Consider the following 12,819-nt stretch of genomic DNA (forward strand, 5'->3'; position numbering starts at 1 on the left):
TGGCGGTCCATGCGGTGGATCGAGACCCGGGCGGCGCTGCTGTTCATCAGCCCGTGGCTGATCGGGTTCATGATCTTCACCGCCTGGCCCGTCATCAACAGCGCCTACCTCTCACTGACCGACTACGACGTCATCAACGACCCGAACTTCATCGGTTTCGACAACTACGTCACGCTCTTCGAGGACCCCAAGGTCGGGCTGGCGCTCAGGAACACGTTCATCTTCATGATCATGTCGGTGCCGACCCAGCTCGTCGTCTCCCTGGGGCTGGCGCTGCTGCTCAACAGCGCCACCAGGGCGACCGGCTTCTTCCGCACCGCGTTCTTCCTGCCGAAGATGACGCCGCCCGTCGCGGTCGGCATCCTGCTGCTGATGCTGTTCAACGGCCAGAACGGCCTGATCAACAGCTTCCTCGGGGTCTTCGGCATCGAGGGCCCCGCCTGGACCACCGACCCCGACTGGGTCAAGCCCGGCCTGGTGCTGATGAGCCTGTGGACGGTCGGGTCCTCGGTGGTCATCATCCTGGCCGCGCTGCGCGGCGTCCCCCAGGAGCTGTACGACTCCGCGCTGGTCGACGGCGCCGGCTGGTGGCGGCGCACGCTGCGCATCACCGTGCCGATGATCAGCCCGACGCTGTTCTTCCTGTTCATCGTGGACAGCATCAACGCGCTGCAGTCGTTCACCGAGGCGTACACCGCGTTCTTCGGCTCCGGCAACACCACCTACAGCAACGACGCCGCGCTGTTCTACGCCATCTACCTGTTCCAGCAGGCCTTCGAGTTCCTGCACATGGGGTACGCCTCCGCGCTGGCCTGGCTGCTGTTCATCGTGATCATGGCGATCACCGCCGTGCAGATCCTGGTGACCAGGCGCTTCGTCCACTACGAAGGGGGACAGCCGTGAGACGGCGGATCAGGCTGATCCTGACGTGGACCGCGCTGAGCGCGTTCGCCGCCGCGTTCATCTACCCGTTCGTCTGGCTGATCAGCGCGTCGTTCAAGCCGCGCAGCGAGGTGTTCGACCACCGGATCCTGCCCGAGACCTTCACCTTCGACAACTACATCAAGGTGTGGCAGGAAGCGCCGATGGCGCTGTGGATGTTCAACACGCTGCTGGTGACCGTGCTGGCCGCGGTGGCCGTGACGATCACCAGCGCTATGGTGGCGTGGGGCTTCGCCTACTTCCGCTTCCCGGGCAGAGGGTTCCTGTTCGGCGTGGTGCTGGCCACCATGATGCTGCCGGGCGCGGTCACCATGGTCCCGGTGTTCCTCATCTGGAACTCGCTCGGCATGGTCGGCACGCTGACGCCCCTGTGGGCTCAGAACCTGTTCGGCAGCGCCTTCTACATCTTCATGCTGCGGCAGTTCTTCCTCGGCCTGCCGCGCGAGCCGTTCGAGGCGGCCAAGATCGACGGCGCGAACAACTGGAAGATCTTCACGCGCATCGCGCTGCCGCTGTGCAAGCCGGCGGTCGTGGTGACGCTGCTGTTCGAGTTCCAGGTGGCCTGGACCGACCTGCTGCGGCCGCTCATCTACCTGCGCGACTCCTCCACCTTCACGGTGCCGCGCGGGCTGAAGGCGCTGCTCGACCAGTTCGGCTTCGGCGGCGAGTGGCATTGGGAGATCGTCATGACGGCCAGCGTGATCGCCACGGTCCCGATGATCATCGTGTTCTTCCTCGGCCAGAAGCACTTCGTCAAAGGCATCGCGACGACAGGCAGTAAGGGATGACATTTCCGGACGGTTTCCTCTGGGGCGCAGGCACGTCCGCGTACCAGATCGAGGGGCACCACGGCCGCGGCGAGTCGGTGTGGGACGTGTTCTGCCGGCGCCCCGGCGCGATCGAGGGCGGCGGCGACGGCTCCCGGGCCTGCGACTCCTACCTGCGCTGGCGCGAGGACATCGACCTGATCAAGGAGCTGGGGCTGCGGGCCTACCGCTTCTCGACCGGCTGGTCGCGGGTCATGCCGGACGGCACGCGTGCCGAGCCGAAGGCGCTCGACCACTACGAGCGCTTCGTCGACGCGCTGCTGGAGGCCGGGGTCGAGCCGGTGCTCACGCTCAACCACTGGGACATGCCGGCGGCGCTGACCTGGGCGCGGCGCTCGACCGTGAGTGCTTTCGCCGCGTACGCCGAGGCGGTCGCCGGCCGGCTGGCCGACCGCGTCACCTGGTGGATCACCCAGAACGAGCCCTGGATCATCGCGTTGCTCGGCTACCAGCTGGGCCTGCACGCCCCCGGCGTCGCCGACCTGGGCACGGCCGTCAAGGCCGGGCACCACGTGCTGCTCGGCCACGGCGCGGCCGCCGACGTGCTGCACGCGTACCCCGGCGCGAAGGCGGCCTGCGCGCTCAGCCTCTTCCCCTGCGACCCGGCCACCGACAGCGAGGCGGACTGGGCGGCGGCCGCCGGCTCCGACGGCTACGTCAACCGCTGGTACCTCGACCCGCTGCTCGGCGCCGGCTACCCCGACGACATGCGCGAGCACTGGGAGCGGGCGCTCGGTCGGCGAAATGGTGAGGGCCTCGACTTCGTCCGGGACGGCGACGAGGCCGCCATCGGCGGCCGCAGCGACTTCCTGGGCATCAACTACTACACCAGGCGCGTCATGGCGGCCGCGCCGCCCAACCCGTTCCCCTGGCGGGTGGTCGGCCCCAGCGGCGACGTGGCCAGGACCGACGAGGGCTGGGAGATCAACCCGGGCGCGCTGCGCGACCTGCTCATCGGGCTGAGCCGCCGCTTCCCCGGCACGCCGCTGATGATCACCGAGAACGGCGGCGTCTTCGGCGACACCCCCACCCACGACGGCCTGGTCCACGACAACCGCAGGATCGCGTTCCTGCGCGACCACGTCGAAGCCGTCCGCGCGGCCCTCGCGGCCGGCGCCGACGTGCGCGGCTACCTCCACTGGTCGCTCATGGACAACTTCGAGTGGGCGCTGGGCTACCGGCCCAGGTTCGGGCTCGTCCACGTCGACTACGCGACCGGCGTACGGACCATCAAGGATTCCGGGCGATACTACGCCCAGCTCATCGCAGGGGGCGGCACGGTCCCCGACCTGCCCAGGATCGAGGCATTCGGCTAAGACATGCACATCACCACCACCGACCAGGCCTACTTCCTGGACAGCGGTCACTACCGCCTGACCGTCTCCCGCACCGATCCCAGCGCCGAACTGGAGGGCTGGACGACGCTCAGCCTCCTCGCCTCGGTCAGCACCATGGGCGGGCGGGACGAGACGTACGAGACCCTCCCGCCCGTGCTCGTCGAACGCGGCAATGTGGCGATCATCGACTTCCCCCAGCGGACCACCCAGTGGGAGGCCAAGACGGTCCGGCTGACCTGCACCCCCGAGACGATCGCGCTGGAGGTGCGGGTCGAGGGTGACGGCGTGCTCAGCGACGTGACGCTGCTCGGCGGGCGGGCCGTGCTCAACTCCCGCGCGGCCGGCACGTTCCGCACGGGGCTGCACGCCCGGGGCGTCTTCAACCCCACCCCCACGCACCCCGTACAGGTCGTGCGGCCGGCGTCCACGCCGCTCGCGCTCACCGTGATCGGCGACGCCTCGCCGGGGCGCCTGCACGCGGTCTTCTCGCCGCCGCCGCTGGTGCTGGCCTTCACCAAGGAGGAGCCGGAGGGCGCCACCCAGATCCCCGCCGGGCCGTGGCTCGGCGCCTCGGTCCGCGCAGGGATCACCGACCTGACCTTCACCGAGCTCGCGTACGAGCCGCTGGACGGCGGGACGCTGCTGCGCTTCGACTACGAGGGCCACACGGTGGTACGCGGCTCGTGGGCCTCGCCCGCCGTCGTCTTCCGCGCCGCCTCCTCCCCCTGGGAGGCGATCGCGCACCACCGCGACGACCTGGTCGAGCACGGTCTGGCGCCGGCCGGGCCGGTCAGCGAGCGGCACGCCTGGTGGAGCGAGCCGATCTTCTGCGGCTGGGGCGCCCAGTGCGCCCGGGCCGACGGGCGGTCGCCGGTGGAGCTGTCCCGGCAGGACCTCTACGACGAGTGGCTGTCCCGGCTCGAGGAGCACGGGCTCGTGCCGGGGACCGTCGTCATCGACGACCGCTGGCAGCTCACCTACGGCGACCCGCGACCCGACCCGGCCAAGTGGCCCGCGCTGCGCGAGTGGATCGCGGCCAGGCACGCGCGCGGGCAGCGCGTGCTGCTGTGGTGGCGGGCCTGGTCGCCGGATGGGCTGCCCGCCGAGGAGTGCGTGCTCGACGCGGGCGGCCGCGCCGTCGCCGCCGACCCGTCGAACCCGGCCTACCGCCTGCGCGTCCAGGAGATCATGGAACGGCTGCTCGGCGACCTCGACGCCGACGGATTCAAGATCGACTTCACGCAGTGGTTCCCCAGCGGGTCGCACCTGAAGTCGTACGGCTCCACCTGGGGGCTCGCGCTCCTGCACGAGCTGCTGGCCACCCTGTACGAGGCCGCCAAGCGCGTCAAACCCGGTGCCCTGATGGTCACCCACACCCCGCACCCCGCCTTCGGCGACGTGAGCGACATGATCAGGCTCAACGACGTGCTCGAACGCGACCTCCACGACAACCCCGTCCCCGCCGTCGACCAGCTCCGCTTCCGCCACGCGGTCGCCGCCCACGCCATGCCGGGGCACCTCATCGACACCGACCAGTGGCCGATGCCGAGCCGGGCCGACTGGCTGGCCTACGCCCAGGCGCAGCCCGCGCTCGGCGTGCCCGCGTTGTACTACGTCGAGTCCATCGACAACTCCCTCGAGGAGATCACCGGCGACGACCTCCGGCTCGTCGCCCAGTGGTGGCGCCGGTGAGACAGGCCGAGGTCGTCGTGTACGGGGCCACGTCGGGCGGCGTGTGCGCCGCCGTCGCCGCCGCCAGGCGCGGCCTCGACACCGTGCTGCTGGAGCACGGCCGGCACGTCGGCGGCATGACGTCGGGCGGGCTCGGCTACACCGACCTCGGCGACCCGCGCGTGCTGGGCGGGATGGCCGCCGAGTTCCGCCAGGCCGTCGCCGACGCGTACGGCGTCGCGCCCGGCCACTACGCCGGTCCCGAGCCGCACGTCGCCGAGGAGATCTTCCTGTCGTGGCTGGAGCGCGCCGGGGTGGAGGTCGTGTTCGACGCCCCGCTGCGCACAGTGGTCGCCGGCGGCAACCGGATCTCCTCGGTCGCCACGGCGCGCGGCGACTTCGCCGCCGGGGCGTTCGTGGACGCGAGTTACGAGGGCGACCTGCTGGCCGCCGCCGGCGTGAGCTACCGCGTCGGCCGCGAGGACCGCTCGCTGCACGGGGAGACGTTCGCCGGGCGGCGCGAGGTCGTGCCCGGCATGCACAACTTCCCGCCGTGGATCTCCCCGTTCGGCGCCGACGGCTCCCTCCTCCCGCAGGTCGCCGACGGGCCGATGGCCGACGTGGGCGCCGGGGACGGCGGCGTCATGTCGTACGGCTACCGCGTCTGCATGACCACCGCGCCCGACCGGATCCCGTTCGAGCGCCGGCCCGGGTACGACGAGGAGCACTGGGAGCTCGGGCGGCGGCTCTTCAGGCACTGGCGGGAGCAGGGGATCGAGCCCCGGGCCGGACGGCTCGTCGGGCTGGAGCCGAACCTGCCGAACGGCAAGTGCGACGGCAACTCGCTCGGGCCGTTCTCGCTCAGCGTGCTCGACCGGTCGGCGTGGGCCTACCCCGACGCCGGGCCCGCCGAACGCGAGCGCATCCGGCTCCACCACCTGCACCACGCCCAGGACCTGCTGTACTTCCTCTCCCACGACCCCGAGGTCCCCGCGCACGTGCGGGAGGAACTCAGGCGGTGGGGGCTGCCCGCCGACGAGTTCGCCGACACCGGTCACCTGCCGCACCAGCTGTACGTGCGGGAGGCGCGGCGGATGCTGGGGGAGAAACACCTCACCGAGCACGACCTCGTCCAGGCGCGGCCGCAGGAGGACGTGATCGCGATGGGGTCCTACCACCTCGACATCCGGGAGGTGCAGCGGACCTGGCGGTGGGTGTACGAGCATCCCGACCCGGTGCCGATGGTGGTCACCGAGGGGTATCTGTCGGTGGGGGTGCCGCCGTACCCGATCCCGTACGGCGCGATCGTGCCGCGGCGGGAGGAGTGCGCGAACCTGCTGGTGCCGGTGTGCGTGTCGGCGTCGCACGTGGCGTTCTCGTCGATCCGGATGGAGGTCCAGTACCAGATGCTCGGCCACGCGGCCGGGCTCGCGGCGGCGCAGGCCGCGGGGAGCGGGAAGGCGGTGCAGGACGTCGACGTGGCGGCCCTGCAGGCCGGCCTGGTCGCCGCCGGCCAGGTGCTGTCGCTGTAGGCCGGCCTGGCCACCGCCGGCCAGGTGCTGTCGTTGTAAGCGGACGCTCGAACGGACGGGCCGGCCGGCGGCGTGCGGGCCGGTCCCTGTGTTGGAGCCGGCGGTCCGCCGCGTGGAGGGCCGGTTCGCGTGCGCGCGGAACGGCCCGTCGCGGGTCAGGCCGTCGTGCTCAGCGTCGCGCGCTCCAGTGCGGCCCGCACGAACGGCGGGATCACGCCGCGCAGGACGTTCGCCTCGTGCGCCTCGGCGCGGGCCAGCGCCTGCTCGGCGGCGGCCACCCGGTCCTCGGCGGCGCTCGCCGGCCCGGTGGGCGTGCCGTCCGGGAGCAGGTCGAGGGCGGCCAGGCCCGCCGCGGCCATGTCCTTGGCGGCGGCCACCCACGGGGCCAGATCCCTGGCGATCGGGCCGGGCACGTCCGCCGGCAACTCGGCGAGCCGCGTCAGCTCGGCTCGCAGTCGCTCGGCGGGCGCCTCGCCGTCGGAAGCGGAGGCCCCGAGGGCGGAGGCATCCGGGGCCGAGACACCGGGGGCGTCGGGAGCGGACGAATTCGGGGCGGAGGCGTCGGGAGCGGAGGACTTCAGGGCGGAGGCGTCGGGACCCGAGGACTTCAGGGTGGAGGACTTCAGGGCGGAGGCGCAGAGGGCCGTCAGGGCCGGGCTCTGGTCGTCGCCGGGCGGCCACGACGAGCACGCCTCCACCAGGGGAAGCAGCTCGGCGGCGCCCGGCAGCAGCCGCACGGCCCGCCGGTGCGAGCGCACCGGCTCGTACGCCGCCAGGTGCCAGGCGTAGTCGGCCACCGTCGTCAGCGCCAGCCGCGAGGCCGCCGCCTGCACCATCGGGTTGGCCGTGATCCCCGCCAGCGGCACTCCGTCGAGTTCGGTCGCCCGCCCGACCAGCGGCCCGAGGAAGACCCGGGCGAAGTCGAAGTCGTTGACCGGGAAGTTGTCCCACAACGCCACGCGGTGCCCGTACGAGGCCGCGGCCGCGGTCATGTCGTACGCCGTGATCTCGCCGACCACGATGTCGGACCCCGTCCACCAGACGAGCACGTCCGGTGGCAACTCCTCGGCCAGCCGGTCCCGGTACGCCGTGCGCTCCGTCCCCGCGTAGTCCGTCGGCACCATGGTCGGCGGCCGCTCCGCGCCCCGCGGCGCCAGGAACTCCGCCGCGAAGTCCCGGCACACGGCCGCGTGGGCGCTCGCGCTCGCGCCCTCCGCCGTGCCGAACACCGCCCGGTCCGGCTCGTGCCGCAGCTCCGGCGGGATGTCGTCGAAGAGCAGCGCGAACTCGCGCACGCCCACCCGCCACACCTGCTCGGCCTTGGCCCGCAGCGCGGCCCGCTCGGCGGGATCGCTGTAGACCATGGACAGGCCGGGGCTCAACGCGAACACGAACCGCACGTGCTGCGCCGCCGCCTCGGTGACCAGCTCCGCCAGCCGCGCCAGCTCCTCCTCCGGGTACGGCTCCCGCCATCGCTCCCGGTGGTAGGGGTCGTCCTTGGGGGCGTACACGTAGGTGTTGAGCTTGTGCCGGCCGGAGAACCGCACATGCTCCATGCGGTCGGCGTGGGTCCACGGGGTGCCGTAGAAACCCTCGATGGTGCCCCGCATCGGCAGGTCCGGCCAGTCGCGCACCTCGCACGCGGGCACGCACCTCTCGTGCTCCTCGCACGGGGCGGCGGCCAGCGCGAGCAGCGTCTGAGCGCCGTAGAACGCCCCCGCCGGGTCGGCCCCGACGATCAGCACGCCGCGGTCATCGGCGGTGAGCGTGTAACCCTCGGCGGGCAGCCCGGCCGTCTCATCGACCAGCACCTCCACCAGGACGGAAGCGCCGGCCGGGATCCCTGTCCCCGATGCCACCGCTCCGCTCCGCGTCCCGGCCTCCGCGGCTGACACATCGGCCCGCGCGCCACGTGCCCGCACGCCGATTGCTGGGGCGCTGTGCGCGTCCGAGCTGTGTGCGGCCGCGGCCGTGATCGGCTCGCCCCCGTCCTCAGCCGTGGCTACGGCCTGCTGGGCGCCGATCTCAGAGACGAGGGAGGGGGTGAGGGTGGCGTGGAGGGCGGTGAGGGCGGTGCCGACGGCGGCGTCGCCCTGGATCAGGCACCCGCTCAGATCCACATGGGACCCGCCGATCGTGGCCTTCTTCGGGCTGGGGACGATCCATTCCAGGGCATCCATTGTGGGAACGATACCGGATACAATCGTGCCTCGTGAGCAGTGATGTAACCGAAGTTGTGCCCGGGGTCTTCCGCATAGCGGACACCTGTCACGTCTACGTCGTGGCGGCTCCCGTGCAGGCGGGGGAGGAGCGCACCGGGATCGCGATCGACTTCGGTTCCGGCCGCGTGCTCGACCTCCTCGACGAGCTGGCAATAGACCGTATCACCCACGTCCTCATGACGCACCACCACCGTGACCAGGCACAAGGACTGGCCAGGGCGGTCGGGGCCGGCATCCCCATCCACGTCCCGCCGGTCGAGCTCGACCTGTTCGAGAAGGTCGGCGAAATGTGGTCGGGGCGCCAGCTCAGCAACGACTACGACCTGCGCGACGACCGGTTCTCGCTGCTGGAGCCGGTGCCCGTGGCGGGTGTGGTGCCCGAATACCGGACGGCCACGTACGGAGGCGTGGACGTGCGCGTGTTGCCCACCCCCGGGCACACACCCGGGTCCGTCACCTACGTGGTCGGAAAGGTCGCCTTCACCGGCGACCTCATTTATGCGCCCGGAAAGGTGTGGTCGCTGGCCGCCACCCAGTGGTCCTACACCGAGAACGAGGGCCCGGCCATGACCGTCCTGAGCTGCGAGCTCCTCCAGCGGGAGGAGCTCGAGGTGTTACTGCCGTCGCACGGCGAGCCGATGACCGACCCGGCCGGCGCGCTGAGGCAGCTCTCCGACTCCATGCAGCGGTACGTGAACTTCCGCCGCCCCCACCCCTGGGACGTGAAGGGCCTGCTGGCCAACCCGTTCGTCGAGGTGACCTCCCACCTGCTCATGAACAGGAGCGCCAATTCCCACAGCTACGTCCTGCTGTCGGAGTCGGGCGCGGCCCTGGTCTTCGACTTCGGCTACGACATGTCCACCGGTCTGGTGCACAACACCTCCCGCGCGGCCCGCCGCCCCTGGCTGGCCTCGCTGCCCGCGCTGCGCGAGCACTACGGCGTCACCGGCATCGAGGTCGCCCTGCCCACCCACTACCACGACGACCACGTGGCCGGCATGCCGCTGCTGCGCGACGTCGAGGGCACGGAGATCTGGGCGCCGTCCCACATGGCGCCCATCCTGGCCACGCCGCTTCACCACGACCTGCCGTGCCAGTGGTTCGACCCCATCCCCTCCGACCGGGTGCTGGAGCTGGGGGAGACGGTGCGGTGGCGGGAATACGAGATCACGGTGCACGACCTGCCGGGGCACACGTTGTTCGCGGCGGCGTACGAGTTCCAGGTGGACGGCCACCGGGTGCTGGTCACCGGCGACCAGCAGGACGGATGCGGCATCCCCGGCGAACGCCAGGAGACGCTGAACTTCCAGTACAAGAACAGGTTCAGGATCGAGGACTACCGCAAGAGCGCCGCCCTCTACCGGCGGCTGCGCCCCGACCTGATGGTCAGCGGCCACTGGAGGCCCCGCTGGGTGGACGACGACTACCTGCACATGCTCACCGAACGCGGCGAGGAGCTGGTCGCCCTCCACTTCGACCTGCTGCCGCTGGACCAGTTCGACCTGGGGGCCGACGGGGTGCTGTGCCGCCTCACGCCGTACTATTCGACCGTCCCCGCGGGGGGCGAGTTCACGCTCACGGCCACCGTGCGCAACCCCTTCCCCGAGAAGGCCGTCGCCACCATCGAGCCCATCGTTCCCCCAGGCTGGGAGCGCGAACACGGGTCACTGACGCTTAGGGTCCCCGGAGGGGGTATGGAGCAGGTGCATCTCCGTCTCGGTGCCGACGTCGTGCCGCGACGCCGCGTTCGCCTCGCAGTCGACTTGACCATCGGCGATCTGCGTCTCGGGCAGCACGCCGAGGCCCTGGTCGACGTGGTCGCGGAAGGGATTCGATGACCATAGAGCGGCGCACCCCCCTCAGCCGTTCCAGGCGACCCACGATCAAGGACGTCGCGGAGGCCGCCGGCGTCTCCCGCTCCACGGTCTCCCGGGCCCTCACCGGGCGCGGATACGCGGCCAGCGACGTGCGCGAGCGCGTGCTGCGGGCGGCCGCCGAGCTGGGCTACGTGCCCGACGTGATGGCCCGCACGCTCAAGCAACAGGTCAGCAGGTCCGTGGGGGTCCTGGTGAGCGACCTGCGCAACCCCTTTTACGCCGAGCTCGCGGCCGGGGCGAGCAGGGAGGCCCGCGAGCGCGGCTACACGATGGTGCTGGCGGACACGAGCCTGTCGGCCGAGGCGGAGAGCGAGGCGGCCGAGGCGCTCGTCGCGCTCCGGGTGGCCGGAGTGATCGTGACGCCCAACTCCTCGGTCGTGTCCACCTACCTGTCCTCCCATGGCATCCCGGTGGTCGAGGTCGACAGGCAGTTCGCGGCCGGCTCGACCGACGGCGTCGTGGTCGGCAACCGGGTCGGCGCCCGCACGGCGACCGCGCACCTCGTCGAGCTGGGGCACCGCAGGATCGCGCTGTTCATCGACGAGACCGACTGGACCACCGGCTACGAGCGCTACCAGGGCTATCTGGAGGCGCTGGGGGCAGGCGACATCAAGGTGGACCCCGACCTGGTCGTCTCAGCGGGCTGGGACGTCGCCGACTCGCGGCGCCGGGCGCTCGACATGCTGCGCGGGCCCGACCGGCCGACCGCCGTGTTCGCCGCGAACAACGTCCTGGCCGAGGGCGTCTGGCGGGCGATCCACGAGCTGGGGCTGCGCGTGCCCGGCGACGTCAGCCTCGTGGCCTTCGACGACGCGCCGTGGATGAGCATGGTCTCGCCCATGGTCACCGCGGTCTCCCAGGACACCTTCAACCTCGGTGCGACCGCCGTGCGCCGGCTGGACGAGCGGATCGTGATGCCCGAGGCCGATTCCGTCACCACCGTGCTCAACGTGCATCTGGTCGCGCGGGAGTCGACTGCGCCCCCGGCCATGATCTGACATTTCTCCCATCTCTTACGTTGACCCGTGGGAAAGGCCGCCCTAGGATCCCGTGTGGGAACGATGTCACAACCCTGACGCGGCACGCGTTCCCGCTCGGAGGCCCAATGCAGCACGATCTTCCCCCCGTCCTGTCCCTCGACATCGGCGGCACCAAGCTCGCCGCGGGCGTGGTCACCGGCGACGGCAGGATCCACGGCTGGCAGGTCACCCCCACCCGCAGGGACGAGGGGCCCCAGCGCGTGCTGACCAGGCTGTTCGACCTGGGCAGGAAGGCGGTCGCCGAGGCAGGCCTGCCGGAGGTGGCCGCCGTCGGCATCTCCTGCGGAGGGCCGCTGGACGCGGCCGCCGGCGTGCTGGAGTGCCCGCCACACCTGCCGGGCTGGATCGACGTCCCGGTGGTCGCGATGGCCGCGGAGGCGTTCGGCGTGCCCGCCGCGCTTGAGAACGATGCCACAGCCGCTGCGCTGGGCGAATTCCGGTACGGCGCGGGCCGCGGCACCAGCACGATGCTCTACCTGACCATCTCGACCGGCGTCGGCGGCGGCTCCGTCATCGGCGGGCGCCTGCACCGCGGCGCGGCCGGCAACGGAGGCGAGCTCGGGCACGTCATGGTGCGGCCCGGCGGGCGCAAGTGCACGTGCGGGCGCCTGGGCTGCCTGGAGGCGTACGCGTCCGGGACCGCCATCGCCGAGCGCGCCCTTGAGGCGCTGGCCTCGGGCCGGGCCTCGCTCCTGTCCGCCGTCGACCGGCCGACCGCGGAGGACGTGGTCCGCGCCGCCGCGGCCGGGGATCCGCTGGCGAGCGAGGTGTGGGACGAGACCACATGGGCTCTGGGAAGCGCGCTCACCGACCTGGTGAACGCCTTCGAGCCCGAGCTGGTGGTCCTGGGCGGCGGTGTCACCCGGGCCGGCGCCCGGCTCCTCGACCCCGTCGCCGCCGTCGTCGCCAGGGACGCCATGCCGCCCGCGGCCCGCAGCGCGCGCATCGAGCTGGCGCAGCTCGGCGCGGGTGTGTGCGTGGTCGGCGCGGGCGCCGTCGCCCACGACCTCCTCCTCTCAGGGAAGTCCTCTCATGCCTGACCGGCCCTCGCCCGCCACCCACCCGTCCCCCGCCACCGGCCCTTCGCCCTTCGGGGCGTCCGAAGCGTCGGGGCGTGCGTCCTTCGGGGCGTCCGAGGCGTCGGGGGGTGCGTCCTTTGGGGCGTCCCAGGTGCCCGGGCGTGCGTCCCGTGAGACACCCCCATCGTCCGGGGGCACGTCCGCCCAGGCGCGTCTGACCGCTGGGCGCGCGCCCCTCACGGACGGGGCAGTGCCGGGGACCGGCGGGCGCCGCCCGTCCCTTGCGGGCGGCGCTGCGGGCTCGGTGGAGGCGTCCCCGGCAGCGCAGGAAGAGGACCGCCCGGTGCGGGGG

At 72.0% G+C, this 12,819-nt stretch carries 9 protein-coding genes; 8 read left to right on the forward strand and 1 reads right to left on the reverse strand.

Features of this window, described 5'->3' with window-relative positions; all coding sequences use genetic code 11:
- Positions 1-9: 9 nt before the first annotated feature.
- From ID574_RS05990 to ID574_RS06010, 5 genes are read left to right on the forward strand one after another with little or no spacing between them, the layout of a single operon-like run.
- The gene (locus tag ID574_RS05990; RefSeq protein WP_188187715.1) at positions 10-903 is read left to right on the forward strand and encodes a carbohydrate ABC transporter permease; all 894 of its coding nucleotides are present in this window, start codon (positions 10-12) and stop codon (positions 901-903) included.
- A complete protein-coding gene (locus tag ID574_RS05995) occupies positions 900-1,730 on the forward strand; it encodes a carbohydrate ABC transporter permease (protein ID WP_188187716.1) in 831 nt (276 codons plus the stop codon). The genes ID574_RS05990 and ID574_RS05995 overlap by 4 nt, the downstream gene beginning before the upstream one ends.
- Positions 1,727-3,085 carry a GH1 family beta-glucosidase gene (locus tag ID574_RS06000; protein ID WP_188187717.1) on the forward strand — a complete coding sequence of 453 codons (1,359 nt, stop codon included), beginning with the start codon at positions 1,727-1,729 and terminating at the stop codon, positions 3,083-3,085. The genes ID574_RS05995 and ID574_RS06000 overlap by 4 nt, the downstream gene beginning before the upstream one ends.
- A 3-nt stretch (positions 3,086-3,088) precedes the next feature.
- Entirely contained in the window at positions 3,089-4,798 is a 1,710-nt protein-coding gene (locus tag ID574_RS06005) for an alpha-galactosidase (protein ID WP_188187718.1), read from the forward strand.
- A complete protein-coding gene (locus ID574_RS06010; RefSeq protein WP_188187719.1) occupies positions 4,795-6,309 on the forward strand; it encodes an FAD-dependent oxidoreductase in 1,515 nt (504 codons plus the stop codon). The genes ID574_RS06005 and ID574_RS06010 overlap by 4 nt, the downstream gene beginning before the upstream one ends.
- Before the next feature lie 155 nt (positions 6,310-6,464).
- Here ID574_RS06010 and ID574_RS06015 read toward each other — a convergent pair whose 3' ends face one another.
- A complete protein-coding gene (locus ID574_RS06015; RefSeq protein WP_188187720.1) occupies positions 6,465-8,489 on the reverse strand; it encodes a protein O-GlcNAcase in 2,025 nt (674 codons plus the stop codon).
- A 32-nt stretch (positions 8,490-8,521) separates the two neighbouring features.
- On the opposite strand from ID574_RS06015, the gene ID574_RS06020 reads away from it, so the two are divergent.
- The 3 genes from ID574_RS06020 (at position 8,522) to ID574_RS06030 (ending at position 12,488) form a co-directional block, all read left to right on the forward strand.
- Entirely contained in the window at positions 8,522-10,369 is a 1,848-nt protein-coding gene (locus tag ID574_RS06020; RefSeq protein WP_188187721.1) for an MBL fold metallo-hydrolase, read from the forward strand.
- Complete coding sequence (locus ID574_RS06025) at positions 10,366-11,406, forward strand: LacI family DNA-binding transcriptional regulator (RefSeq protein WP_188187722.1); 1,041 nt, start codon at positions 10,366-10,368, stop codon at positions 11,404-11,406. Before ID574_RS06020 ends, ID574_RS06025 begins: the two co-directional genes overlap by 4 nt.
- A 107-nt stretch (positions 11,407-11,513) precedes the next feature.
- The gene (locus ID574_RS06030; RefSeq protein WP_188187723.1) at positions 11,514-12,488 is read left to right on the forward strand and encodes an ROK family protein; all 975 of its coding nucleotides are present in this window, start codon (positions 11,514-11,516) and stop codon (positions 12,486-12,488) included.
- Positions 12,489-12,819 lie beyond the last annotated feature (331 nt).

Origin of the sequence: Nonomuraea sp. SYSU D8015 (genome assembly GCF_008065375.1) — a bacterium.
In the GTDB taxonomy this organism is placed as follows: Bacteria; Actinomycetota; Actinomycetes; order Streptosporangiales; family Streptosporangiaceae; genus Nonomuraea.